Genomic DNA, 24,940 nt, shown 5'->3' on the forward strand with positions numbered 1-24,940 from the left:
CGCTGTTTTTCCTGCCGCCGCTCTCCATAAGAAGGAGTTTCAGTGCCCATTTCGGGGATCGACCTGTCCACCATTGATCACACGGTCCGGCCGCAGGATGACCTTTACCAGCACATCAACGGCGCATGGCTGAAGGCCACCGACATTCCCGATGACCGGCCGCTCGAGGGCACCTTCACCGCCCTCAGGGACGGTTCGGAGATCGCAGTCCGCGACATTATTGAAGAAGCCGCGGCCAAGGGCGGGGACGCCAGCGGGATTGAACGGAAAATCGGGGACCTCTACACCAGTTTCATGGACGAAGCCGCTGTTGAAGCGAAGGGCCTTGAACCGATCCGCCAGCGTCTTGCAGAGGTGTTCGCCACCACCTCCGTGGCGGACCTCGTGTCGTTGGCAGGCCGGCTCTTCCGTGCCGATGTTGGCGGTCTCTTCTACATCTACCCTGCTCCGGATGCGGGCAACCCCGACCGGATTGTCCTGTACACCGGGCAGGGCGGCCTCGGCCTGCCCGACGAGTCCTACTACCGGGACGATAAGTTCGCCCCGATGGTCACCGCGTATGCCGCGCACGTCAACACGATGCTCGGTTTGGCGGGCGTTGCCGATGCGGATGCAGCCGCCGGGCGTGTGGTTGCCCTGGAGACCAAGCTCGCGTCCCACCACTGGGACAACGTCACCCTTCGGGATCCGCAAAAGACCTACAACCTGAAGACTGCGGACGAGGCATCAGCGCTGTTCCCGCTGCTGGCCACCTGGTTCGAGGCCGCCGGTATAGATGCCGAAAAGCGGCAGGAGATCGTCATGAGCACTCCTCCGTTCTTCGACGGCGCCGCTGCCCTCCTTGCGTCCGAACCGCTGGCCCACTGGCAGGAATGGCTGGCGATGCGGGTGGTGAGTGCAGCAGCACCGTACCTTTCCTCGGCGTTCGTGGACGCCAGCTTCGCCTTCTACGGGACCACCATCAGCGGCACGCCCCGGAACAAGGACCGCTGGAAGCGCGGCGTGGCCGTCGTCGAAGCGGCTTTGGGCGAAGCTGTGGGGCAGATCTACGTGGCCCGGCACTTCCCCGAGACCCACAAGGCCAGGATGCAGGCGCTCGTCGCCAACCTTACAGAGGCGTACCGCCAGAGCATCACCGCAGTTGGCTGGATGGGTGACGCCACCAAGGCCGAGGCCCTCCGGAAGCTGGAGGGCTTCCGGGCGAAGATCGGGTATCCGGACCAGTGGATCGACTACTCCGCCGTAGAAATCGACCCCACTGACCTTCTGGGCAACGTTGAGCGGGCGCACAACGCCGACGTCGACCGGCACCTTGACGAGGTGGGCAAGCCGGTGGACCGCAACAAGTGGCTGATGACCCCGCAGACGGTCAACGCCTACTACCACCCCATGATGAACGAGATTGTGTTCCCGGCCGCGATCCTGCAGCCCCCGTTCTTCACGGCCGACGCCGATGACGCCGTCAACTACGGCGGTATCGGGGCCGTCATCGGGCACGAGATCGGCCATGGTTTTGATGACCAGGGATCCCAGTTCGACGGCGGCGGGGCGCTGCGGAACTGGTGGACGGAAGAGGACCGACAGGCGTTCGAAAAGCTCACCGCGAAGCTGGTGGCCCAGTACGATGCGCTTTCACCCTACGCAGCCCCTGGACATACCGTTAACGGGCGCCTCACCCTTGGTGAGAACATTGGCGACCTCGCAGGGCTGGCGATTGCGTACAAGGCGTACCGCATCAGCCTGGATGGGAAGGAACCTGAGGTCCTGGACGGACTGACCGGGGAGCAGCGCTTCTTCGCTTCCTGGGCGGCGGGCTGGCGCCAGGTCATCCGACGCGAGGAGGCCATCCGCCGGCTGGCAACGGACCCGCACTCCCCCAACGAGTTCCGCACCAACGCCATTGCGAAAAACCTGGATGCCTTCCACGACGCCTTTGAGGTCTCCGAACAGGACGGCATGTGGATGCCTCCGGAGGACCGCGTCAGCATCTGGTAAGCGGACATGAAGCGGGGCCCACCATCTGGTGGGCCCCGCTTATTTCGTTGATCAGTTGTGTCCTGGCACTTCCTCCTGCGCCGGCGGCTAGCCCTGGACGATCAGCGCCGGGTTGGCCTGCTGGCAGGACGCATCCTTAGCAGTCTGGTTGACGATGTTCTCCGGGAGCGCGGCTGGAGCCCCGTACGTCACTCCGGTTGTGAAGTCGGTGCCCAGGTAGACCTGGACACCCGCGATGTTGGGGGCGGGCAGCATCTGTGCGGCCGGTATGCCGAGCACGGCGGCGACGTCCGCAGCCACGTCCGCGAAGTCTGTGCCGTAATAAACTACCGACTGCTCCATCGCTGTGGCCTCGAACTGCCCGGCCTGGGTGAAGCCGCCCGAGACCAGGGCCTGCACGATTTCCTGCGCGCGTCCCGGAAGGCCGGTGCCGTTGGCCACGGTGACGGGCTGAACGGCTTTGTCGTAAGGCTGAAGCGGAGGCGCCGTCTCAGTGGGGGCTGCCGTGGGGGGTGCGGAGGTTTCCGAGGGGGACGGGGAAGGTGCCGTCGGATCAGTCAGATCGACGTCCTGCCGAAGGGCTGCGAACAGCTGGGAACCGGCGGGCTCGGCGATCTGCAGCCTGTTGGGGTCGGCCAGCGCAGGTGTGGTGGGCACGGCCACGAAGGCCACCTTGCTGATGTCGATGTCCTTGAGCCGGTTGCCGATGGTGAGCAGGCTGGGCACGGAGGCCAGCCCTTCATCCACGGTCAGGTTCTGGGTGACGACGTCGGCGATCTTGAGCATCCTGCCGGGATCGGACAACGTGCCGTCATCCTTGATCTTGCGGGTCAGGGAGGACAGGAAGCCCTGCTGGGCCTTGATCCGGCCCAAATCGCCGCCGTCGGCAAATGCGTGGCGCGTCCGCAGGAACGCGAGGGCCATTTCCCCCTGGACCGCCGACGTGCCCGCGGGCAGCCGAAGGCGTGAATCAGGATCGTAGACGGCGTCACTGATGCAGACCTCGACACCGCCGACGGCGTTGGACAATTCCTTCACGGCCGTGAAGTCGGCCATCATGAAGTGGTCCACTTCCAGGCCGGTCAGCTGGTTGACGGTGTCCACGGCGCAGCCTATGCCGGCTTCTGCCATGGCCTCGTTGATCATCACGCCGCTGCGGGCAGGGTAGACCTGGTTGGTTTCCTCATCCTTGCATTCGGGAAGGTCCACCAGCAGGTCGCGCGGAAAACTGATCACGCTGACGCGCTTGTTGTCCTCGGAGATGTCCATCATCATCATGACGTCGGACTTGCCGTAGCCCCTGGAATCGTCCGCGGTGCCGTACTCGGCGTTTTCGCCGTCACGGGTGTCCGAGCCGAGGATCAGGATCTGCATCCGTCCGGTTGCGTCGCTCACCTGCTCGTTGTTGCCGCCGCCGGCGTTCAGCGGAGCCTTGGAGATGTTGTTCTGAAGCCGAAGGAACCAGAAGCCGGCGAATGCAATGCCGCCAATCATGGCAACGGAAACGATGGCGGTGACGACCTTCAGCCACACCGGCATGCCACGCAGGGGCCCAAGGTGGCGTGCCGCGCCAAGGGTGGCATCTCCCGCGTGCCGGGACACGGGTCCCCCGGTTGACACTTCAGCTCCGTCGTCGCGCTTGTCGCGGCCTAGCCCCACGTGGTGAACCTTCCTCTAAATTCGAAATCCGGCCCATTTTAGTGGTCCAGGCTGGGAAAATGCCGGGCGGCCCAACGGCCGCGCCTTGAAAAGGGCTTAGAAGCCGAGCTTCACCAGCTGTTTCGGGTCCCGCTGCCAGTCCTTCGCCACCTTCACATGGAGGTCCAGGTAGATGCGTGTACCCAGGAGTGCCTCAATGCCCTTGCGCGCATTGGTGCCCACCTCACGCAACCGGCTGCCGCCCTTGCCGATGATGATTGCTTTTTGGGAGGGACGCTCCACGTAAAGATTGACCCGCACGTCGAGCAGCGGGCTGTCTTCCGGCCGGTCCTCGCGGGGAACGATTTCCTCCACCACCACAGCGAGGGAGTGGGGCAGCTCATCCCGGACGCCTTCGAGGGCCGCTTCCCGGATAAGTTCCGCCACCATCACAGCTTCCGGCTCGTCGGTGAGTTCTCCGTCCGGGTACAGCGGCGGGGACGGCGGCATGTGGCTGATAAGGACGTCAGCGACGGTGTCCACCTGGAAGCCGTCGGTCGCGGAGACGGGAACGATGTCCTTCCAGCCCTCCTCCCCCAGTACTTCCCTGCCCAGGGCGGCCACGGCAAGGAGCTGCTCCGTCAGGGCCTGGCGGTCCACGGTGTCGGCCTTGGTGACGATGGCGATCACGGGCTTGCGGCCCGCGGCGGCCAGCTGGGCGGCGATGAACTTGTCCCCGGGGCCGATCTTTTCATTGGCGGGGAGGCAGAACCCAATCGCATCCACCTCGGCCAGTGTGTCCGCAACGAGGTCGTTCAGGCGCTTGCCCAGGAGGGTGCGGGGGCGGTGAAGCCCCGGCGTGTCCACCAGGATCAGCTGAGCGTCCTGCCGGTGGACGATGCCGCGGATGGTGTGCCGGGTGGTCTGGGGCTTGGCGGACGTGATGGCCACCTTTTTGCCCACCAGTGCATTGGTCAGGGTGGACTTGCCCGCGTTGGGCCGGCCCACCAGGACCGAGAACCCTGCGCGGAAACCGCCGAAATCGTCGTGCTTTTCGGGCTTATTTTTCTTGCTCACGTGAAACTCCCTGCTGGGTTGCTTCCGCCTCTTGGAAGAGGTCCTCAAGGTCAGTGTCTTCTTTTGCCACCCGCGCCGCAATGATAAGGCTGACGCGGTTGCGGCGGCCTTCCAGCCGGTCGGCCCGCAGGGACACGCCCTGCACATCCACTGTGCTTCCCACAATGGGTACGCGGCCCAGCGCTTTTGCGAGCAGGCCGCCAACGGTGTCCACTTCGTCATCATCCAGTTCGATGTCGAAGAGCTCGCCCAGGTCATCGATGCCCATGCGGGCGCTGACCCGGTACGATCCGTCGCCGAGCTCCACGGCCTCGGCGCTTTCGGTGTCGTACTCGTCCACGATTTCACCCACGATTTCCTCGATGAGGTCTTCCAGCGTGACAAGTCCGGCAGTTCCGCCGTACTCGTCGATCACGATTGCAACGTGCGTGGACTCCTTCTGGAGCTCCCGGAGAAGGTCGCTGACGGGCTTCGATTCTGGCACATACCGGACTTCCCGGGCGAGCGACTCCACCAGCGGCGGCTCCTCGTGGGGTGCCAGCTCGTGGATGACGGCGGCAACGTCCTTCAGGTAGATGATGCCAAGAATCTGGTCCGTGCTTTCGCCGATGACCGGAATCCTGGAGTAGCCGGAGCGGAGGAAAAGGGACATCGCCTGGCGCAGGCTGGATCCCGCTTCGATGGTGAGGATGTCCGTTCGGGGCACCATCACGGCGCGGACCAGCGTGTCACCGAAGTCGAAGACGGACTGGATCATTTCCGCTTCAGTGTCCTCGATCATGTCGGACTCGCTGGCGCGTTCCACCAGTTCACGGAATTCCTGCTCGCTGAAGAACGCCTCGTCCCCGCCGGGGGCGCCGGGTGCAGCCGTGCTGCCAAGCGTCACCAGCCAGCCTGGGATCGGCCCCAGGACCCAGGTCAGGAAGCGGATCATCGGAGCAGTGGAGCGGACAACGGCCGCCGAGTGGAGCCTGCCCAGCTGGCGCGGGGAAACACCCACGATGACAAAGCCCAGCAACGCCATGATGCCGGTTGCGGCAAGGCCTGCCAGCCACACGTTGTCCAGCAGGCTGTAGAGCAGTACGGCGACCGCAACGGCGGACGCCATCTCGAACCAGATCCGCCAGAAACGCAGCGCCCTGATGTGCGCCACCGGGTGGGAGAGGATCTGCCGCAGGGCGGTCCCGCGGCTCTTCAGCAAGGCGTCTTCCGCGTCATGCCGCGGAATGAAGTTGAAGGCGGCTTCGGCCGCAGTCAATACGGCCGCAACAGCCAGGAAAGCCAAGGCCATTGCGACAAGGAGCAGAGGCGTCACTGGGTGGTCTCGGCGGGCGCTTCTTTGCCGGTGAAGCCGGACAGCAGTTCACGCTGAAGCCCGAACATCTCGGCCTTCTCTTCAGGTTCTGCATGGTCGTACCCCAGCAGGTGCAGGATCCCGTGCGTGGTCAGCAGGAGCATCTCGTCCTGCAGTGAGTGGCCGGCGTTCTTGGCCTGCACCCTGGCAACCTGCGGGCAGATGGCAATGTCACCGAGCATGCCCTGGGGGGTGGGACGGTCCGGCGTTCCGGGGGTCAGTTCGTCCATGGGAACGGAGAGGACATCCGTGGAACCGGGCTCGTCCATCAGCTCTATGTGAAGCTTCTCCATTGCGGGCTCGTCCACCAGCAGGACGGACAGTTCGGCCTGCGGGTGGATATACAGCTGCTCAAAGATGTAGCGGGACAATGCCACGATTTCCGCTTCGTCCACCTGGACGCCGGATTCATTGTTGACCTCGATGCTCACGCGTGTTCCCCCCGCTTGGCGGCGCCCGCCGAATGTTTGACCCTGCTGCGCTGGGTTTCATCCCAGATGCTGTAGGCGTTGACGATGTCGCCTACCAGCCTGTGCCGGACGACGTCGGCCGCGTCCAGGACCGAGAAGCTGACGCCCTCGATGCCCTGGAGGATTTCCTCCACGATGCGGAGTCCGGAGCGGGTGCCGAACGGCAGGTCAACCTGGGTGACGTCACCAGTAACCACCATCTTGGATCCGAAGCCAAGCCGGGTCAGGAACATCTTCATCTGCTCCGGTGTGGTGTTCTGCGCCTCGTCAAGGATGATGAAGGCGTCATTGAGCGTCCGGCCGCGCATGTAGGCCAGGGGCGCCACTTCAATGGTGCCTGCCGCCATCAGCCGGGGGATGGACTCGGGGTCCATCATGTCGTGCAGGGCATCATAAAGCGGGCGCAGGTATGGATCGATCTTGTCGCTCAGGGTCCCGGGCAGGAAGCCCAACCGTTCCCCCGCCTCAACGGCGGGTCGGGTCAGGATGATGCGGCTGACCTCTTTTTGCTGCAGTGCCTGGACGGCCTTTGCCATTGCGAGGTAGGTCTTGCCTGTGCCTGCGGGACCGATGCCGAAAATCACCGTGTTGGTGTCGATGGAGTCAACGTAGGTCTTCTGGTTCAGCGTCTTTGGGCGGATGGTTTTTCCGCGGCTGGACAGGATGTCGTGGGTCAGGACGTCCACGGGGTTCTGCAGGGACTGGGTACGCAAGAGCGCCACAAGCTGCTGCAGCACCGCCGGGCTGATCACCGTACCGCGGGCTACCAGCCCGCGGACCTCGTGGAGGAGGCGCATGATGCGGGGTACGTCGCTGGCAGGCCCAGTGATGGAGAGCTCGTTGCCGCGGACGTGGAAGTTGACGGCCGGAAACTGTTCCTCGATGTACCGCAGTGCTTCATCGTGGCTGCCGAGGGACTGCACCATCTGGTCGGAGTTGTCGAAAAGGACTACCTCGGTACGGCTGCCGGGGAGGGAATGGGGAAATTCCCCCGCAGCGCCTTCTCCCGCGTTGAGCCGGCGCTTGCCATTCGCTGATTCAGTCATAGTGATGGCCCGCAGGCCCGTGATCCCCTCAAAGTACCGGACAATTCCCGCTGCTGGCGGCCGGCGACAGTGCACTTGGACGATGGACCGGTTGCGCCTTGACCAGCGATTCCCCCATCTTACGCCAGGACAGCGTCAACCTCTGAAAGGGGAAGGGCCGGGACGGCTCGGGAAACACGCGGCAACGCCGCCGGTTCCGCCATTAGGTATCAACTTCATATCGGCCTCATATCGTTCCCGTTGCAGTTCCGCCCGGAGGCCCGTATCCGGCCTTTCCGCTCTGGGCCCTGTGCCATGCTGGAAATCCAGCCACTGCTGGATCCGCCGCCTGGGGAGCGGCCCGCCATTCATGAAAGGACAGGCAACAAACGTGCCGGAATCTGCTGCGCCCCGCAGGGCAGGACGACGTGGCGGCATTGTGCGCCCTGGCGTCCTTGCAGTGGTTCTGATGGCGGCTCCGCTCCTGACGGGCTGCCTGGCCGAGCCCGATCCCTCGCCCACCACCGTCCTGGGCTCCGGCCCTGCCGCCGCCGGCACGGCGCCTTCCACGAGCGCGCCGCTCGAAACCACGCAGTCGTCCAACAAAGCGCCGGTCTACTGGATCGGCCGGAGCAACAGCAGCATCTTCCTTTACCGGGAATTCAGGGATGTGCCTGAACAGGAGAACCCTGTGACTCGGGCCCTGCGGGCCATGATGTCGGACAAGCCCCTGGACCCGGATTTCTTCACCCCCTGGCAGAATCCCGGCAAGCTGGCCACGTCCATCTCCGGCAAGGACGTCATCACAGTGGATGTGTCCGAAGACGCCTTCAACAGCAACCTCGACGCCGACATGGCCGGCCGCGCTGTCCAGCAGCTTGTGTACACGGCCACCGCCGCTGCGGCCAGTTCAGGGCTTATCGATTCCGGGCAGCAGATCCGCGTGCGGATCCTGGTGGACGGGCACACGGACTACGTTGCTTTCGGCCATATCCAGCTGGGTGACCTCATGACGAGGGCCGCCGGCATGGTGGCGCCTGTCTGGATCATTGATCCACAGGAGAACACTGAGGCTGCCGCCGGGAGCGTCAAGATCACCGGCCGCAGCACCCTTCCCGGGGGCAAGCTCCGCTGGCAGATCCTGCGGGCGGAGGAGGACGGCACCAAGGTCCCGTTCCTGACTGGGGAAACGACGGCAGCCGCCGAGCCGGGCCAGGCAGGACTGTTTACGCTTGCCCTCACGCTGCCTGCCGGAGACTACGAGTTGAAGGTGGCCCAGGCCGGTACCGGCGATCAGCCGGACCAGAATGAGGACTCGCGGGCCTTCAACGTCCGGTAGTTACCAGTTGAGCCAGGCCGCGTCATTCAGGGCGAGGGTGCGGTCCAGCGGCCCAGGACATCGCTGGCAAGCACGACGGCGGCCGGTCCGGCGGTTGATGAGCGCAGGACATGGTGCCCCAGCAGGGCGGTGACGGCGCCCTTTCCGCAGAGCCTGGTGACTTCCCTGGGGCTGATGCCGCCTTCCGGTCCAACGATCAGCAGCACCTCGCGCGGTTCCGTTCCGTCCGCTTCCCGCCGGGATTCCAGTACGGTGCGCAGGGGGCGCACGGCGTCCTCATGGAGGATGACCGCCAGCCCCGCGGCCTCCACGAGGGCGGCCAGCGCGGCAGTGTCGACGGCGGGCCGCACCTCGGGGACCCACGCGCGGCGCGCCTGCTTGGCTGCCGCCGTCACCACCGACTGCCACTTCGCGTGGGCCTTCGCGGCGCGGTCGCCCTTCCACCGCACGATGGACCGTTCGGACTGCCAGGGTATAACGGCGTCGATCCCGAGTTCAGTGGCCGTTTCAATGGCGAGTTCATCCCTGTCGCCCTTGGCCAGGGCCTGCACCAGCACCAGCCTCGTGGCCGGCCGCTCCTCAACAGCAACGGAGGCGCACTCCACTTCGAGGCCTGCGGGTGACGCCGCAAGCACCCGTCCGCTCATCCGCGTCCCGGCGCCGTCAACGATGTCGACGGGCTCACCCGGGGCGAGGCGCTTGACGGTGACGGCGTGCCGCGCCTCGGTCCCTTCGAGGACAAAGGCCAGCCCCGCCGTCATGTGGTCAAGGGACCCGGGCGGAGTGAAAAAGACAGGGTTGCTCACTGCTACAGGTTACCGAGCCTGTCCCGGAGCTTGGCGAACATGCCGCCGCTGGCTGCAAGCTTGCCCTCGGTGATCTGCTCACCGCGCATCTTGGCCAGCTGCCGCAGGAGCTCTTCCTGGGCAGCATCAAGCTTGGCGGGCGTCTCCACCTGGAGGTGGACCTTGAGGTCGCCGCGGCCGTAACCGCGCAGGTGGGTCACTCCTAGTCCACGAAGAGTGATGATCTCACCGGACTGGGTCCCGGGCTTGACGTCGATTTCCTGTGGCCCGTCGAACGTTTCCAGGCTCACTTCGGTGCCCAGGGCAGCCGCCGTCATCGGGATGTGCAACGTGGCGTGGAGATCGTCGTTGTCGCGCACATAAGTGGCGTCGTTGTTCACCCGGATCTCAACATACAGGTCACCGGAAGGTCCGCCTGCCGGGCCTGCCTCGCCCTGGCCGGAAAGCTGGATCCGCGTTCCGGTGGCTACGCCGGCGGGGACCTTGATGGTCAGCGAACGGCGGCTCCGGATGCGCCCCTGGCCGCTGCACTCGTTGCACGGATCCTTGATGACCGTGCCGAAGCCCTCGCAGGTTCCGCACGGCGCTGCGGTCATGACCTGTCCCAGGATGGAACGGACGGCGCGCTGGACCTGGCCGCTGCCGCCGCAGATGTCGCAGCGTTCAGGATGGCTGCCGGGCTGGCAGCAGGAACCCTCGCAGGTTGGGCACGTGACGGCGGTGTCCACGTCGAGCTTCTTGTTCACACCGAACACAGCGTCGCGGAGTTCGATCCGGACGCTGATGAGGGCGTCCTGCCCGCGCCGCACGCGGGAGGCCGGTCCGGTGGAACCTCCGGCACCAAAGAAGGTGTCGAAAATGTCCTGGAAGGCGAATCCCTGGCCGGCGTATCCGCCGCCGCCGAAGCCGTTGTCCGTCCCGTTTTCATTGCCCGTGGTGTCGTAGACCCGGCGTTTCTGCGGATCCGACAGGACTTCGTAGGCGTGGGTCACGGCCTTGAAGCGGTCCGACGCGTCCTCACCCGGGTTGACGTCCGGGTGCAGGGTGCGTGCCAGCTTGCGGTAGGCCTTCTTGATCTCTTCTCCCGTGGCCTCCGGTGAGACTCCAAGGACGTCGTAGTGGCTGCTCAAAGTTCGTATCTCTTCCTTGTTGTACTGCCTGCAGTTGGACTGCTGGAAATGCTGTGGGTATCCGGTGGCCCGGGCTGGACCTCAGGGGCCCAAAATCCGGGAAAGGTAGCGGGCAACAGCCCTGACGGCGGCCATGGTGGTGGGGTAGTCCATCCGTGTTGGTCCCAGGATGCCGATCTTTGCTGCACTGTCCGGGCCATAGCCGGTGGCCACAACAGATGCCTCGGCAAGTCCGTCGTAGGGAATCTCGCGGCCGATGCTGACAGCCATCCCGCGGTGGTCCTGAGCCATTTCGCTCAGCAGTCTGAGCATGACCACCTGCTCCTCAAGGGCTTCCAGCACCGGGCCGATGCTGAGCGGGAAGTCCACGTTGGACCTCGCCAGGTTGGCGGTGCCCGCCATGACCATGCGTTCCTCGCGGCTGCTCTGCGCCAGGGCTTCCAAGCCAATAGCGAGGGCCTGGGCGGCCTGCCTTTGCCCCGGGGCGGCTGTGGCCACCACGGCGGGCAGGGACTGGGCGAGCTGGCTCAGCGGAGTTCCGGCCAGCGATCCGAGGAACCGGGCCCTGAGGCCTGCCAGGGCGTCGTCCCCCAGGTCCTGGCCGACGTCGATAACGCGCTGCTCCACCTTGCCGCTGTTGGCGATCAACACCACCAGCACCTTCCGCGGAGCGAGGAGGACGAATTCAATATGCCGAACCAGGGCCCTGCTTAAGTGCGGGTACTGGACCACGGCAACCTGGTTGGTCAGCTGGGACAATAACCGGACGGTTCGGTCCAGGACATCGTCCAGGTCATCCGATCCTTCCAGGAGGGACTGGATGGCGCGGCGTTCCGCCGGGGAGAGCGGCTTGACGGCTGAGATCTGGTCCACGAAGAGGCGGTATCCCTTGTCCGTGGGGATCCGCCCGGCGCTGGTGTGCGGAGCCGTGATCAGGCCCTCTTCCTCCAGGGCCGCCATGTCATTCCTGATGGTAGCGCTGGACACACCGAGATGATGGCGCTCCACCAGTGCTTTGGACCCCACAGGTTCGCGGGAATGGACGTAGTCCTCCACGATGGCACGGAGTACTTCAAGTTTGCGTGGCTCGCTCACACTCCACCTCCATCCAGGGTTTGGGGCGACCGCGCCGCCCGCGCTGCGCTACCCATCGTTTAGCACTCGACATGCCCAAGTGCTAACAGTCTATTATGCCTCTCCCCGTTGCTAGCATTGGTACCGCTCCGGGCGAAATTCCGGACCTGTGATCGAGCGCTAGGCGGAGTGAACCATGCAGTACCAGAACTGGGGCCCCCAGGACATGTCCGCTCCGTCAAAGGCTCAACTGCCTGAAGTTCCTGTTGAACGGGGAATGGTACTGGAGGATGTCCAGTCCGGCTGGGTGGGCGCCGTGACCCGCGTGGAGAAATCCGGGGGCATGCATGTGGTGGCTCTTGAAGACAGGCGGGGCAAATCAAGGTCTTTCCGCCTGGGCTTCGGCTTCCTCCTCGAAGGCCAGGCCATTAAGCTCCTTCCCCCGGTGCCGCGGCAAGCCCCCGCCGCCACAGGGAGGACAGCATCAGGTTCGGTCCGGGTGGCCGGCCAGCGTGCGCAGGTCGCCAAGGCCAGTCGGATCTGGGTGGAGGGAAAGCACGACGCCGAACTGGTGGAAAAGGTCTGGGGAGACGACCTGCGGGTGGAAGGCATCGTCGTCGAACCCCTCCACGGCATCGACGACCTTGCCGCGGCGGTGGCCGAGTTCAGGCCCGGACCGGGCCGGCGCCTGGGAGTTTTGGTGGACCATCTGGTGCCCGACTCCAAGGAATCCCGCATTGCGGACGCCGTCATGGCCTCCCCGGGGGCGGCCGGGAACGTGCTGATCGTAGGCCACCCCTATGTGGACGTCTGGCAGGCGATCCGCCCGGCCGTCTTGGGCATCGAAAAATGGCCCGTGGTGCCGCGCGGGCAGGACTGGAAAACCGGCATCCTCGCCGCGTTCGGCTGGCCCCATGCCACCAAGGAAGACATCGGGCTCGGGTGGCAGAAGCTGCTGGGTGCGGTCCGCACCTACGCGGACCTGGAAGCCTCCCTGCTGGGGAGGGTGGAGGAAGTCATTGACTTCCTGACAGTGCCCTGACAGGCACCCCGTGCCTCTGTGCCTGTGAGCCCCAGGGCAGCTTCCGCGCCTCCAGCCAGTATTCTTGGTACTGCGGAACCTGCGATATTCGCAGCCCGGCACAACCGATATGCATTCTTAGCCAGCACCATTGCACTTTTAGAAGGAACAGACTGTGGCAGAAAACGCACGCGATCACAGGGACACCCAGGGCGGCCAGGGCCGTTCGGAATACCATGGCGTTCCGGCGAATGCGCTGCCCCTGACAGCCAGCGAAGACCGGCAGTGGGCCACCATGGCCCACTTCGGCGGAATCCTGGGCTGCGTTCCGGCCCTGCTGATCTACCTGATCTTCCGGGACCGGGGCCCTTTCACCGCGCAGGAGTCCAAGGAAGCGCTGAACTTCAGCCTGCCGCCCACCATCGCCGCTGTGGTGGCGAACATCCTGGTGTTCGTTCCGGTGGTCGGCAACATCTTTGCCGTGATTGCCACCCTCATCTGGATTGCCCTGACCTGCTTCTCCGTGGCAGCCGGCATCCATGTCAACAAGGGACAGCCGCACCGCTACCAGTACAACCTTCGCTGGATTAAGTAGTCCCCGCAGGCTCCCAGCACTCGCAAGCTCGTGCCGGGGCCCTCGCCTGCGTGGGCCCACCGCCGGCGCCCAGCACCCGCAAGCTCGTGCCGGGGCCCTCGCCTGCGTGGGCCCACCACAGGCTCCCAGCACTCGCACCTGCTAGTCCGGCAGGACCCTGCGGACCACTGCGTCAGCCAGCAGCCTGCCCTTCAGCGTGAGGACCAGCCGGCCCGCAAAAGCGGCGGCAGGGTCCACCAGTTCTTCCGCGATCAGCCCGGCGACCTCGTGCCGTCCTGCGGCGCCGAGCGAGGCAATCTCGAGGCCCGAGTGGAGGCGGACCTCGAGCATCACCCGCTCCATATTCCGGGTTTCCACATCCAGGGTTTCCCTCCCTGCTGCCGGTGACACTCCCTGTGCCAGGCGTCCGGCGTAGGCAGTGGGGTGTTTGACGTTCCACCAGCGGACACCGCCCACATGAGAGTGCGCCCCCGGTCCGATCCCCCACCAGTCGTCGCCCCGCCAGTAGGCGAGGTTGTGGCGGCAGGCCTGTCCGGGCGTGCGGGCCCAGTTGCTGACCTCGTACCAGCCCAGGCCTGCCTTGCTGATCAGTTCATCGGCGAGCTCGTACTTGTCGGCGTGGTCGTCGTCGTCGATCCCCGGCACTTCACCACGGCGGATCTGGGCGGCGAGCTTGGTCCCGTCCTCGATGATCAGCGCGTAGGCGCTGATGTGGTCCGGCTGGTAGGACAGCGCTGTCTCGAGGGAGTACCGCCAATCGTCCAGGGACTCCCCCGGCGTGCCGTAGATGAGGTCGAGGCTGACGGCCAGTCCGGCGTCCCGGGCCCACTGCACCACCTGCGGCACGCGGCTGGGCGTGTGGGTCCGGTCCAGGACCTTGAGGACGTGGGGTACGGCGGACTGCATGCCGAACGAAATCCGGGTGAAGCCCGCATCCTTCAGGATGGCAAGGGACTCCGGGGTGACGGAGTCCGGGTTCGCCTCCGTGGTGACCTCGGCACCCGCCTCGATCCCCCACTGGTCGATGGCGCGCCCCAGGATCAGGGCCAGGTCCTCCGCTGGGAGCAGGGTTGGCGTGCCGCCCCCGAAGAACACCGTGCTGAGCGGCCGCGCGGGAAGGCCTGATTCCGTGAGGACGCTGGCCGCCAGGGACACTTCCGAGGCCGCGGTGGCGGCATAGGCGTCCTGGGAGGCGCCGCCGCCGAGCTCCGTGGCGGTATAGGTGTTGAAATCGCAGTACCCGCAGCGGACGGCGCAGAACGGGATGTGGACATAGAGCCCGAAGGCCCGGTCCGCCGCACCATCGGCTGCCTGGGGAGGCAGCAGACCGTCCGGCGGCGCCGGGTCGCCAAGGGGAAGAACGCTAGGCACTGCAGGGTCCTCCTGCGGTGCCGGCCGCTGTAACCACTACTTCCTGGCCTTGTCCTTGGATTCGTCGGTGGTGAGCGCGGCGATGAAGGCTTCCTGGGGAACCTCGACGCGGCCCACCATCTTCATGCGCTTTTTGCCTTCCTTCTGCTTTTCCAGCAGTTTGCGCTTACGGGAGATGTCACCGCCGTAGCACTTGGCCAGGACGTCCTTGCGGATGGCGCGGATGCTTTCCCGCGCGATGATCCTGGAGCCGATGGCCGCCTGGATGGGCACCTCGAACTGCTGGCGGGGAATGAGCTCACGCAGTTTGGTGGTCATCATGACGCCGTACGCGTAGGCCTTGTCCCGGTGGGTGATGGCGGAGAAGGCATCCACCTGTTCGCCCTGGAGCATAATGTCCACCTTGACAAGGTCGGCCACCTGGTCGCCGTCGGCCTTCCAGTCCAGGGAACCGTAGCCGCGGGTCTTGGACTTCAGGATGTCGAAGAAGTCGAACACGATCTCGGCCAGCGGCAGGCGGTACCGGATTTCAACCCGGTCCTCGGACAGGTAGTCCATGCCGCCCATCACGCCGCGGCGGCTCTGGCAGAGCTCCATGATGGCTCCGACGAATTCATTCGGCGCCAGGATGGTGGCGGCCACCATGGGCTCGCGGACCTCGGAGATCTTGCCGGAGGGGTATTCGCTGGGGTTGGTCACGTGGACCACCTTCTTGTCCTCCAGCGTGACCTCGTATTCCACGTTGGGAGCGGTGGAAATCAGGTCCAGGTTGTACTCGCGTTCCAGCCGCTCGCGCGTGATTTCAAGGTGGAGCAGGCCCAGGAAGCCAACGCGGAACCCGAAGCCCAGGGCTGCGGACGTTTCGGGCTCGTAGACCAGGGCGGCGTCGTTGAGCATCAGCTTCTCCAGCGCATCGCGCAGCACCGGGTAGTCCGTGCCGTCCAGCGGATACAGGCCGGAGAAGACCATGGGCTTGGCATCCGCGTAGCCGGGGAGCGAGTCAGCGGCAGGCTTGGCAAGGTTGGTGACGGTGTCGCCCACCTTGGACAGGCGGACGTCCTTCACACCCGTGATGAGGTAGCCCACTTCGCCCACACCCAGGCCCTTGGAGGGTGTGGGTTCCGGGGAGCTCACCCCGATCTCGAGGAGTTCGTGGGTGGCCCGGGTGGACATCATCTGGATGCGTTCGCGGGGGTGCAGCATGCCGTCCACTACCCGGACGTAGGTGACCACGCCGCGGTAAGTGTCATACACCGAGTCGAAGATCATGGCGCGCGCAGGGGCATTGGCGTCGCCCTGGGGAGCCGGCAGATCGCGGACGATCTTGTCCAGCAGCGCCTCCACCCCCATGCCGGTCTTGCCCGAAACGCGCAGGACGTCCTCCGGGTCTCCGCCGATCAGGCTGGCCAGCTCGGCCGCGTACTTCTCCGGCTGCGCTGCCGGGAGGTCGATCTTGTTCAGGACCGGGATGATCGTGAGGTTGTTTTCCATCGCCAGGTAGAGGTTGGCGAGGGTCTGGGCCTCGATGCCCTGGGCAGCGTCCACCAGGAGGATCGCCCCTTCACACGCTGCGAGAGAGCGGGAAACCTCATAGGTGAAGTCAACGTGTCCGGGCGTATCGATCATGTTCAGCGCGTAGCTGGTGCCGTCGAGTTCCCACGGCATGCGGACCGCCTGGGACTTGATGGTGATGCCGCGTTCGCGCTCGATGTCCATCCGGTCCAGGTACTGGGCTTTCATGTCACGGGACTGGACCACGCCGGTGAACTGCAGCATCCGGTCGGCCAGGGTGGACTTACCGTGGTCAATGTGGGCGATGATACAGAAATTCCGAATAATGGCCGGATCTGTCGCGGCGGGCACCGGTGCGGTGCGGGCCATGGGAGACACGCAGGGGTCCTTACTCTTGGCATTCACACGGCCATCGCCTGGGCGCGCCGTGGGCGGCCCGCGGACTGGCCGCATATTTTCAACCTCAAGTGTCCCACGTCAGGGCCTGCCACACCGCATCCTGAATGGAGTTGCCACCGTCGTTCCTCCACGCGGGAGGCAGCTATAGGGTGGCTGGATGGTTTTCAATCTCCGATCACTGCAGGACGCGGTCAGGACAGGCCTGCGAACACTCAAAAGGGTGCGAAGGGTTGCTGGGGCAACCGACCGCCCCTCACCTGGCCGGACTGGACCGGCTTCCGGCAACGGGCAGGTCCAGGGCGGGTTGAACGCCGGTGCTGCCTACCCCGGGGACTTCCACGGCAAATTCACCGTCAGGTACGCGGCCAAGCCAGATGGCGAACCGGATCCTGGGGAAGTGGTGTGGGCGTGGGTGCCGTACGAAGAAGACCACAGCCGCGGGAAGGACCGGCCGGTTCTGCTCGTGGGCCGCAGCGGCGGGTACCTGCTCGGACTGATGCTGACCAGCAGGGACCGTGTTCCCGATTCTGCAGCATCCGCGGATTACGTGGACATCGGAGTTGGCGGCTGGGACCGGCAGGGCCGACCCAGCGAGGCCCGGCTGGACCGCGTCATCCAGCTCCGCCCGGACGGCATCCGGCGGGAGGGCGCCGTACTGGACCGCAACCGGTTCGATCACGTGGCCTCCTCCCTGCGCCGGCGACACGGCTGGGCGTAACCCCTGAAATGGCAAGAGTTGCCGCTGACCTGCTATTCTTTATAGCTGTGTGTCCGTGCAGGTCGACGGCCACTGATGGTTGGCCGCCATAGGTATCCCCACGCCGCTCAGTCAATGGCCAACCTGAAAGCCCTCTAGACCATTTCCGCATTAAAAAGAGAGTTCACACGTGGCGAATATCAAGTCCCAGAAGAAGCGCATCCTCACCAACGAGAAGGCACGCCTGCGCAACAACGCAGTCAAGTCCGAGCTGAAGACGGCCATCCGCGCCGTCAACACTGCCGTTGAGTCCACGGACAAGGATGCAGCTGCTGCTGCCCTGGTTGCTGCCAGCCGCAAGCTGGACAAGGCTGTTAGCAAGGGTGTTCTGCACAAGAACAACGCAGCAAACCGCAAGTCGGCGATCTCCAAGAAGGTCAACGCACTGTAAGGTTTCCAGTTCGTTTGAACTGATGGTTGTGGCCGGTACCCTCGGGTACCGGCCACACATCTTTAAGCCCGGCCCTACGCCTGAAGCCTGGGCTTCTGCGCGGACCAGGGCAGTCCGGGTTCCGGTGCGGGCACAAGCTGGGGACCTTCGCGGACGGGCACCCAGCGAGGATCCCGCAGGCCGGGTAACCGGTCAGCGGCCTTGGACGGACATGGCAATGACCGTGACCGCGTGCTCCACCGCATAGACGGGGTCGCGGGATAGGCCTTTGACCTGCGCGTCGGCTTCGGCGGTGGCCTGGATGGACCGGACCAGCCCGTCCGGCGTCCATCGCCTCACGTCCCGCTGCGCCTGCTCAACCAGCCAGGGCTGCATGCCGAGCTCCGCGGCTATCTGGGCGGAAGATCCGGATGCGCCGGCAACCCGCGCAACCGTTCGAAGCTTTGCGGCCAGCGCGGCCACCAGCGGCACGGGATCCGCTCCTGTGGCGAGGGCATGGCGGAGCGTGGACAGGGCCAAGGGAGCATTGCCCGCCATGGCAGCATCAGCCACCTTGAACGCTGTGGCCTCTATACGGCCGCCGTAGTAGCGGTCCACGATGTCCGAGGTGACGGTGGTTCCCGCATCGGCGATGAGCTGGCTGCACGCGGCGGCAAGTTCCGAAAGGTTGGCTCCCACCGCGTTGACCAGGGACTGGACGGCGTCCTGCTCAATACGGCGGCCGCCGGCCTTGAATTCGGCCGCCACAAAGGCCAACTTGTCTGCGTCTTTCTTGAGCGGCTGGCAGTCCACCACTGGCCAGCCGCCCTTCTTTACGGCGTCCAGGAGTTTCTTACCCCTGACTCCCCCGCCATGCCGGAGGACCAGGACCGCATCGGGTTCCGTGTGTTGCACGTACCGGAGGGCATCAGCGAGGAAAGCGTCGTTCATGGCCTCGACGGCCTCCACCTCAATGAGCTTGCTCTCCCCGAAAAGCGAGGGGCTGACCTGCATCAGCAGGGTGCCCGGCTCATAGGCAGCCGCGTTGATGCGGCTGACCTCAACATCCGGGGCGGCAGCCCGCACCTGCGCGCGGACGCGGTCCATCGCCCTGATGCCCAGATACTCTTCCGGGCCGCTGACCAGCACCACCGCTGCAGGTGTTACGTCCCGCCAGGTGGCTGCATTCGATGCCGGGGAACGGGTTGCTCGCTTCTGCGCAGCGGCCATCGTGGGTTCCTTCCGGAAAGATTTGTGGAGTATCCCAGCCTGCCACGTCCGGCCCCCTGCTCCAAGCCGGGGCCGGGCGGCCACACCGGCGTACGCTTCGTCCCGGGCGCCGGCCGGAAGCCGTGGCGGCGGAGTGCCCGGAAAAACCACGTCTCCATGACTTCGATAAGCGAAACGAGACGCCCGTGGCAAGACAGGACCAGCCCGCCGGCCTGGCGGGGCCGGGCGATGGCCCACACTGTTCCGTAGGTCAGAACAGACAGGAACAGCATGGTCAGCAGACCGGGAATGCCTTCAGGCCATGGGAGCGATGCCCCTGGGAGCTGCGACGTGAACCTTGCCGTTGCGGCGACGCCGGAGCTGAAAGTTCCGGCCACTGCAATCAGGGCGGTTGCCGGCCACGGGGCCAGGACCACCAGGGGAACAGCTGCCGTCCCCAGCAGCGTCACAGGGGCCACCAGGGGTGAGGCGATGACATTTGCCAGTAGCGAGTAGGTGGAAAACTGGGGTTGCAGAAGCACGATCACGGGACCGCACAGCAGCTGCGCCGACAACGGGACAGCCACCGCCGCAGCCGCCCAGCGCGGAACGAACCCTGGCGTCCAATTGATGATGCGCCGGCCAAGGACAATGATCCCCAGGGTTGCCAGAACGGACAGGAGAAACCCGAAGCTGGAACCTAGTCCAGGATCCATCAGCAGCAGGCCGATCACCGCCAGGCACAGGAAACTGAGGCCACGTCCGGACCGGCCGCCGGCCAGCGACAGGACAGCCACGGCGCCCATGATGGCTGCCCGCAGGACGCTCGCATCCGGCCCCACGAGGAGCACGAAGAGCCAAAGGCCAACGCCGGCCAGGGCAGCAGCGGGAAGGCGTGGCAGGCGAAGGCTCCGGCAGGCCAACAGCAGGGCTCCAAGGACCAGGCTGCAGTTGGCGCCGCTCACGGCCGTCAGGTGCGTCATGCCCACCGCCTTCATGGCAGTCTCCAGGCCCTCGTCCAGCGCCGTGGTATCTCCAGTGACCATGCCCGGCAGCAGGCCGCGGGGATCGGGGGCGAGGAACGAGGACGCGGCCACGAACTGTTCCCGCAGTTCTTTGGCCGATCCCTCCAGGATTGGCACCCCGGTAGCCTGGCCTGGGCCTGAGGAGGCTGCGAGGATCGCAGCCTCCTCAGTTCCTTGCTCCGGCGGCCGGAGCTTTCCCGTTGCGCGGACCAGCTGGCCGGTCACCACGGTGCCCCAGTCGCCGCCGCCCATCACCACGAGCTGAGCCCTGGTCCGGAGCAGGACACCGCCGGTGCTGACATCGCGGGTCCAGACTGGTATCGACCAGCGTTCCGGCGTTCCCGCCTGGCCTGGTGCTGTGAGCGCGCGAGGGTTCCCGGCCACTTCGACGACTGCCACTACTGATTTTCCTGCCGCAACAGCCTCGGCCAGGGGCCCCTCGAACCGCTGGCTGGCTCCCGCGGCCGAGTGGGCGGCCGCGGCCGCTGCCAGGAAGAGTGCTGCCGCGCTGGTGGACAGGAAACTGCGCCGGCCGGAAGTGCGTTCTGTCCCTGGTGCCGTGCCGCGGCGTTGACCAGGTGGGCAGAGCTGACGGCTCCGGCATATCAAGAGCATTCCTGCAGCAGCAGAACCACAACAGAGTGCCGCCAGGGCCACCGGTTGCAGCCAAAGCCCGGCGATGCAGGCTGCCCACACTGCCACCGCAGGCACGGCGAGGCGCACGTCAGTGCGGCGGCGTGGCGCCTCGCCGCCGGGGGACGCGCCGTTCCCCAAACTGTCCGTCCCGGCTCCCTGCCAGGCTGAATCCCATACCCCGGACCACTGTTCATGGACCCGGTGCCGGAAGGTCGCGGCACGGTCGAGGCCCCGCCGTCGTCGTGGCTGTTTTGCGGGGCCCTCAGCCGTCCTGTTCCCGCCGTGCGGTGCGCTGCCTTCGGCGGACGCGGTGCTGCCCGCGGGTCCCGGCACGGTTGCGGGTCCCCTGACAGCAGACTCCACATACCGCTGCCAGGGACTCGTCGGCGGCTTCTCCCTGCGGCTACCCATTAGATACCGCTCTCACGTGGGCACCTCATACCGTCACCAGCGGCAGCAATGCTTCAAGCATCTTGGGCCCGACGCCGTCCACTGCGTCCAGCTCCTCGACGCTCTTGAAAGCCCCATGCTCTTTGCGCCAGTCCACGATGCGTTGGGCAAGCACCGGCCCGACTTTCGGCAACGTATCCAGTTCCTCCATACTCGCCGTGTTGAGGTTGATTTTTCCTCCCGCAGGATTTCCGGCGTTGCCGGCATCGGCCTCACTGCCGCCGGGCTGCGGAGCTCCGCCACCAGTTCCTGACGCAGGTAACTCCTCGCCTTCCCGCGGCACGAGGATCTTTTGGCCGTCCTCCACCACGACGGCCAGGTTCAGCCGGCCAAGGTCCGCGCCGGGAACTGCTCCTCCGGCGGCCGTGATGGCCTCGTGCACGCGGCTTCCCGCCCGCAGCTGGACCACTCCGGGGCTGGTCACCGCGCCGGCCACGTGGACCACCACCGCAGCGGCGGTTTCAGCCGCCGCGTCCTCGACGCCCGGCCCGCTGCCGCCGGCCCCTTCGTTTCCCGCGGCGGCTTCGGCTGAAGGGCCAGCGGCAGGGTTGGAGGGGCTGACGCCGCTGAGTGGGAGGATCTCCGACCGGCCCGTAGCCGCCTGCCACCAGAACCACGCGGCGGCAGCCACAGCAAGGATGCCAAGAAGAACCGCCAGGCGGGAGCCCAACCGCCAACGGAGTGCCGGCCCCAGGGCCGTGGACGCGGTATCCGCGTCCTGTCCGGATTCCCCGGGCAACGCCGTGCCGGCAGCGTCAGAATCGCGGCCCCCGGCACCCCGATACTCGAAGGGCTGATCCCCGTTGGCATCCAGCAACAGGCCGGACGGGGCATCGCCAAGGGCTGCCTGCAGCCGGTTCCTGGCATGGCGCGCCGAGTGACCTGCTGCTCCAGCGTCCCGGCGTGACATAGCTTCACGCTAGGGACCACTGGGCGGGGGCAACAGGGCAGGCACCTGTTATGTGGAAAGGCTGTCAGCCCTAACGGCATCGCCCAAGCAGCGGAAATCCAGAGAATGTCCAGACGCACCAGTAGAAGGCCGGACGGCCGGCGATCAACGCCAGCGCGCCTGAAGATCTTAGGGAGACCAAGCCGGCATCAGGTACGGCGGCAGGCGCGATGAGCGCGTCCGGCTCCAGCCGCCGTCGGACCGGGCCAAACCCGCTCTACGGGGCTAAATCCCCACAATGGTGTAGCGGCGCTCGATCCCGACCGTGGCCTGCCCCCAGATGCTGCCCGCCACCCGGTCCTGGTGAAGCCTGAAAGCATCGGGGTCGCTGAAATGTTCCTCGACCTGCCACACCAAAGGGTCTTCAGCAGGCTTCACGCTGAAGGAAACACAGCCGGGTTCAGCCCGGGTTAGCGTGACGTGCCGGTCGAGATGCTGGACGACGATGGCAACCTCGTCGCTGTTACGGCATACGAGCTGTCCGCTCAAATAGACATCAGTCACTGACCCATACTCCCGTATTTCCCGTGCGTCCCTATCCCGCCTTCCGGTGTTCACCCACCGGTCAACTTCCCGGATTGGGCAAGTGACCGGCGGATACCCACAATCCTGACGGCCACCCCCGTCAGGACAAGGCCAATTCCCAGCGCCATCAGAATCCATACGGGTACCGAAGCGGCATCGATGGTCCGGTAGCACTCCGCGGCCAGGCCGGTAGTCCGCATCTGGATGTCGGCCTCTTCAGCAGCACTGCTTTGCGGAAGCAGCGGGCTGCCGCACAGCGGCCCCACTGTCTTCATTCCGATAACAAAACTCAGGATGTGCAGGGCAAACCCGACGGCGATGGTCAGAATCCAGCCGCGCCGCTGGCTAAGCTCCTGGTTGATGTCCACGGTCGAATTTCCCGGCGAGTCCCGAACCTCCATGTTCAGAGCCTAATGGAAGTTCGCCCAGGAGACGCCGTACGGTGGTTCCACGAGTCATTTCCAGGAGGCGGTTCGGCATGGACGATTTGGTGTTCGTTGACCACGTGGCCGATCACCTGGCGGCTCTTCCCGGAGTTCTTGCGGTTACCCTCGGGGGGTCCCGGGCGACCGGCACCCACGGCCCGTCCAGCGACTGGGATTTCGCCGTGTACTACCGGGAACATTTTGACCCTGATGACTTGGGGAACATCGGCTGGCAGGGAACGGTTTCCGAGATTGGCGGCTGGGGCGGCGGAGTCTTCAACGGCGGGGCGTGGCTGGAAATCGACGGCCGCAGCGTGGATATCCACTACCGGAACCTCGACGTTGTTGAGCATGAGCTGGCCGAGGCGCAGCACGGCAGGTTCCACATTGAGCCGCTGATGTTCCATCTGGCCGAGATCCCCAGCTATCTGGTCGTGGCCGAACTCGGCATCAACCGTGTCCTTCGCGGGGATGTGCCGCAGCCGGAGTACCCGCAGGTCCTCCGCAGGACCGCCCCGAGCGCCTGGATGGACCGGGCCCACCTGACGCTCGGCTACGGGCGCCTGACGGAACCGGCCGACGCCCCGGCCATCTCCGCTGCGATGGCAGCACACGCCGTGCTCGCCGCCCGGGGCGAGTGGGTCACCAACGAGAAGCGGCTCCTGGAGCGTGCAGGGTTGCGCCACATGGACGAGCTCATCTTTGGGCTGCACCGGGAGCCACCCGTCCTTGGGGAAACTATCGATCAGGCAATCCAGCTCTTCAACGATGCTTTGACCGGAGCAGTGCCCTGATCCGCTTCGGCTCCGGCTCGCACGGCCAAGCCGCCAGGGTGTGCCAGGGCCAATGCCTGCTACGAGGAAAGCGTTCCCGGTAAATTGCCGGTATCCCCCGGTTCCTCCCCCACGATGACGGCCAGGACTCCCAGTCCTGCATGGGCAGCAAGTACGGCCGGAAGGGAACTTGCCTGGGCCGGGGGGCACAGCGGCAATGCGCGCGCCAACCGTTCGGCCAGGCTCTTAGCCTCGTCAGGATTCCCAAAGTGGTGCACGGCGAGCCGAACGGCAGGGGCCGGGCGGGCACCTGCATCAGCGGCAACCATCTCTTCCAGCCGGGCCACAGCCTTTGCGGCCGACCGGACCTTTTCCAGCGGTACGATCTTGCCGCCCTCCACCGCAAGGATGGGCTTGATGGCCAGCATGGTGCCAAGCAGCGATGCCGCAGCGCCGATGCGGCCCCCGCGCCGCAGCTGCTCCAGGCTGGGAACGTAGAAATACACTTTGGTCCGCGAAGCCTGTTCCGACGCGGCAGCGGCAACGGCGGCCGCATCACCGCCGTCGGCCGCGGCCCGGACGGCCGCCTGGACCGCCATGCCCTGGGCCATACCGACGGTCCGCGAATCGACTACCTCCACCGGGATGCCGACCCGGGCCGCTGCCAGACGGGCAGCATCCGCCGTCCCGGACAGTTCTCCTGAGATGTGTACCGACACCACCGCGTCGAACCCCCGCTGCGAGGCCGCGCGGTAGGCCTGCTCGAACTGGCCGGGTGACGGCCGCGAGGTCTTTACGGACGTTCCGCTCGCCAGTGCCAGGGCGATGGTTTCGGAGATGTCATCCTCGCCTTCACCGTAGATCTCATCCCCCACCATCACGGGCATGGGTATCACGGCCAGCCGCCCGTCACCGCTGAGCCCGGCGGTCCAGTCAGCCGGCAGCGCCGCCGCGGAGTCGGTCACCACGGCGGTGCGTACGACGGCGGCAGCCTGGGTTGCAGGGGCTTCCTGCC

The 24,940-nt window shown here is 65.7% G+C and carries 23 protein-coding genes; 7 read left to right on the forward strand and 16 right to left on the reverse strand.

Translation table 11 applies throughout. The features are described from left to right. Positions 1–42 precede the first annotated feature (42 nt). Positions 43–1,995 (forward strand): M13 family metallopeptidase, encoded by a 1,953-nt coding sequence (locus tag ACKAE7_RS03765; protein WP_408978539.1) that lies wholly within the window; start codon positions 43–45, stop codon positions 1,993–1,995. A gap of 87 nt (positions 1,996–2,082) precedes the next feature. Here ACKAE7_RS03765 and ACKAE7_RS03770 read toward each other — a convergent pair whose 3' ends face one another. The 5 genes from ACKAE7_RS03770 to ACKAE7_RS03790 form a co-directional block, all read right to left on the reverse strand. Further along, positions 2,083–3,534, reverse strand: coding sequence for an LCP family protein (locus ACKAE7_RS03770; RefSeq protein WP_191034546.1), 1,452 nt, complete (start codon positions 3,532–3,534; stop codon positions 2,083–2,085). Between the two features lie 216 nt (positions 3,535–3,750). Continuing rightward, on the reverse strand, positions 3,751–4,710 hold the full coding sequence (gene era / locus ACKAE7_RS03775) for a GTPase Era (RefSeq protein ID WP_188808872.1): 960 nt from the start codon (positions 4,708–4,710) through the stop codon (positions 3,751–3,753). Next, a complete protein-coding gene (locus ACKAE7_RS03780; protein ID WP_408978540.1) occupies positions 4,694–6,025 on the reverse strand; it encodes a hemolysin family protein in 1,332 nt (443 codons plus the stop codon). Before ACKAE7_RS03780 ends, era begins: the two co-directional genes overlap by 17 nt. After that, positions 6,022–6,495, reverse strand: a complete 474-nt coding sequence (gene ybeY / locus ACKAE7_RS03785; protein ID WP_174174373.1) for an rRNA maturation RNase YbeY — start codon at positions 6,493–6,495, stop codon at positions 6,022–6,024. Before ybeY ends, ACKAE7_RS03780 begins: the two co-directional genes overlap by 4 nt. Then, positions 6,492–7,580 (reverse strand): PhoH family protein, encoded by a 1,089-nt coding sequence (locus ACKAE7_RS03790; RefSeq protein WP_190612530.1) that lies wholly within the window; start codon positions 7,578–7,580, stop codon positions 6,492–6,494. The genes ybeY and ACKAE7_RS03790 overlap by 4 nt, the downstream gene beginning before the upstream one ends. 448 nt (positions 7,581–8,028) lie before the next feature. On the opposite strand from ACKAE7_RS03790, the gene ACKAE7_RS03795 reads away from it, so the two are divergent. Continuing rightward, positions 8,029–8,898, forward strand: coding sequence for a GerMN domain-containing protein (locus ACKAE7_RS03795; protein ID WP_408978541.1), 870 nt, complete (start codon positions 8,029–8,031; stop codon positions 8,896–8,898). A gap of 26 nt (positions 8,899–8,924) precedes the next feature. Here ACKAE7_RS03795 and ACKAE7_RS03800 read toward each other — a convergent pair whose 3' ends face one another. From ACKAE7_RS03800 to hrcA, 3 genes are all read right to left on the reverse strand, one after another. Continuing rightward, positions 8,925–9,704 carry a 16S rRNA (uracil(1498)-N(3))-methyltransferase gene (locus ACKAE7_RS03800; RefSeq protein ID WP_188808867.1) on the reverse strand — a complete coding sequence of 260 codons (780 nt, stop codon included), beginning with the start codon at positions 9,702–9,704 and terminating at the stop codon, positions 8,925–8,927. A 2-nt stretch (positions 9,705–9,706) separates the two neighbouring features. Further along, positions 9,707–10,834, reverse strand: a complete 1,128-nt coding sequence (gene dnaJ, locus ACKAE7_RS03805; RefSeq protein ID WP_174174366.1) for a molecular chaperone DnaJ — start codon at positions 10,832–10,834, stop codon at positions 9,707–9,709. Between the two features lie 81 nt (positions 10,835–10,915). Further along, positions 10,916–11,929, reverse strand: a complete 1,014-nt coding sequence (gene hrcA, locus ACKAE7_RS03810) for a heat-inducible transcriptional repressor HrcA (RefSeq protein ID WP_188729612.1) — start codon at positions 11,927–11,929, stop codon at positions 10,916–10,918. A 175-nt stretch (positions 11,930–12,104) separates the two neighbouring features. Here hrcA and ACKAE7_RS03815 point away from each other — a divergent pair, with 175 nt between their 5' ends. Then, positions 12,105–12,950 (forward strand): DUF3097 domain-containing protein, encoded by an 846-nt coding sequence (locus ACKAE7_RS03815; RefSeq protein ID WP_190612522.1) that lies wholly within the window; start codon positions 12,105–12,107, stop codon positions 12,948–12,950. A gap of 154 nt (positions 12,951–13,104) precedes the next feature. Further along, positions 13,105–13,524: a DUF4870 domain-containing protein gene (locus tag ACKAE7_RS03820; protein WP_188729608.1), complete on the forward strand. Its 420-nt coding sequence runs from the start codon at positions 13,105–13,107 to the stop codon at positions 13,522–13,524. Between the two features lie 141 nt (positions 13,525–13,665). Here ACKAE7_RS03820 and hemW read toward each other — a convergent pair whose 3' ends face one another. Both hemW and lepA read right to left on the reverse strand, forming a co-directional pair. Further along, positions 13,666–14,895, reverse strand: coding sequence for a radical SAM family heme chaperone HemW (gene hemW, locus ACKAE7_RS03825; RefSeq protein WP_408978542.1), 1,230 nt, complete (start codon positions 14,893–14,895; stop codon positions 13,666–13,668). 36 nt (positions 14,896–14,931) lie between these two features. After that, positions 14,932–16,785: a translation elongation factor 4 gene (gene lepA / locus ACKAE7_RS03830; RefSeq protein WP_174174358.1), complete on the reverse strand. Its 1,854-nt coding sequence runs from the start codon at positions 16,783–16,785 to the stop codon at positions 14,932–14,934. Positions 16,786–16,963: 178 nt separating this feature from the next. Between lepA and ACKAE7_RS03835 the strand changes: the two genes are divergently transcribed. Both ACKAE7_RS03835 and rpsT read left to right on the forward strand, forming a co-directional pair. Then, a complete protein-coding gene (locus ACKAE7_RS03835; protein ID WP_408978543.1) occupies positions 16,964–17,524 on the forward strand; it encodes a type II toxin-antitoxin system PemK/MazF family toxin in 561 nt (186 codons plus the stop codon). A gap of 169 nt (positions 17,525–17,693) precedes the next feature. Further along, on the forward strand, positions 17,694–17,954 hold the full coding sequence (rpsT, locus tag ACKAE7_RS03840; protein WP_011692086.1) for a 30S ribosomal protein S20: 261 nt from the start codon (positions 17,694–17,696) through the stop codon (positions 17,952–17,954). A 192-nt stretch (positions 17,955–18,146) separates the two neighbouring features. Here the strand turns inward: rpsT and holA are convergent, their stop codons facing one another. From holA to ACKAE7_RS03865, 5 genes are all read right to left on the reverse strand, one after another. After that, positions 18,147–19,163: a DNA polymerase III subunit delta gene (holA, locus tag ACKAE7_RS03845; RefSeq protein WP_408978544.1), complete on the reverse strand. Its 1,017-nt coding sequence runs from the start codon at positions 19,161–19,163 to the stop codon at positions 18,147–18,149. Beyond that, positions 19,097–21,136 (reverse strand): ComEC/Rec2 family competence protein, encoded by a 2,040-nt coding sequence (locus ACKAE7_RS03850; RefSeq protein ID WP_408978545.1) that lies wholly within the window; start codon positions 21,134–21,136, stop codon positions 19,097–19,099. The genes holA and ACKAE7_RS03850 overlap by 67 nt, the downstream gene beginning before the upstream one ends. A 103-nt stretch (positions 21,137–21,239) precedes the next feature. Beyond that, positions 21,240–22,163, reverse strand: coding sequence for a ComEA family DNA-binding protein (locus tag ACKAE7_RS03855; protein ID WP_408978546.1), 924 nt, complete (start codon positions 22,161–22,163; stop codon positions 21,240–21,242). Between the two features lie 264 nt (positions 22,164–22,427). After that, on the reverse strand, positions 22,428–22,706 hold the full coding sequence (locus tag ACKAE7_RS03860) for a putative quinol monooxygenase (RefSeq protein ID WP_408978547.1): 279 nt from the start codon (positions 22,704–22,706) through the stop codon (positions 22,428–22,430). A 50-nt stretch (positions 22,707–22,756) separates the two neighbouring features. Then, positions 22,757–23,128 (reverse strand): hypothetical protein, encoded by a 372-nt coding sequence (locus ACKAE7_RS03865; RefSeq protein ID WP_191034458.1) that lies wholly within the window; start codon positions 23,126–23,128, stop codon positions 22,757–22,759. A gap of 77 nt (positions 23,129–23,205) precedes the next feature. Here ACKAE7_RS03865 and ACKAE7_RS03870 point away from each other — a divergent pair, with 77 nt between their 5' ends. Beyond that, positions 23,206–23,946, forward strand: a complete 741-nt coding sequence (locus ACKAE7_RS03870; RefSeq protein WP_408978548.1) for a nucleotidyltransferase domain-containing protein — start codon at positions 23,206–23,208, stop codon at positions 23,944–23,946. Between the two features lie 59 nt (positions 23,947–24,005). On the opposite strand, the gene ACKAE7_RS03875 is transcribed toward ACKAE7_RS03870, so the two are convergent. Beyond that, on the reverse strand, positions 24,006–24,940 hold a 935-nt coding region (locus tag ACKAE7_RS03875; protein WP_408978549.1), incomplete at its 5' end, for a DegV family protein.

This window comes from Pseudarthrobacter sp. NKDBFgelt (assembly GCF_046097905.1).
GTDB lineage: Bacteria > Actinomycetota > Actinomycetes > Actinomycetales > Micrococcaceae > Arthrobacter > Arthrobacter polychromogenes.

Bases quoted from the DNA above. Each gene is read 5' to 3' on its own strand.
- ACKAE7_RS03835 (WP_408978543.1), top strand. From the start codon at position 16,964: ATGGTTTTCAATCTCCGATCACTGCAGGACGCGGTCAGGACAGGCCTG.
- ACKAE7_RS03815 (WP_190612522.1), top strand. From the start codon at position 12,105: ATGCAGTACCAGAACTGGGGCCCCCAGGACATGTCCGCTCCGTCAAAG.
- ACKAE7_RS03855 (WP_408978546.1), bottom strand. From the start codon at position 22,163: ATGTCACGCCGGGACGCTGGAGCAGCAGGTCACTCGGCGCGCCATGCC.
- ACKAE7_RS03870 (WP_408978548.1), top strand. From the start codon at position 23,206: ATGGACGATTTGGTGTTCGTTGACCACGTGGCCGATCACCTGGCGGCT.
- ACKAE7_RS03770 (WP_191034546.1), bottom strand. From the start codon at position 3,534: ATGCCGGTGTGGCTGAAGGTCGTCACCGCCATCGTTTCCGTTGCCATG.
- ACKAE7_RS03790 (WP_190612530.1), bottom strand. From the start codon at position 7,580: ATGACTGAATCAGCGAATGGCAAGCGCCGGCTCAACGCGGGAGAAGGC.
- ACKAE7_RS03865 (WP_191034458.1), bottom strand. From the start codon at position 23,128: ATGGAGGTTCGGGACTCGCCGGGAAATTCGACCGTGGACATCAACCAG.
- ACKAE7_RS03795 (WP_408978541.1), top strand. From the start codon at position 8,029: ATGGCGGCTCCGCTCCTGACGGGCTGCCTGGCCGAGCCCGATCCCTCG.
- holA (WP_408978544.1), bottom strand. From the start codon at position 19,163: ATGGCCGCTGCGCAGAAGCGAGCAACCCGTTCCCCGGCATCGAATGCA.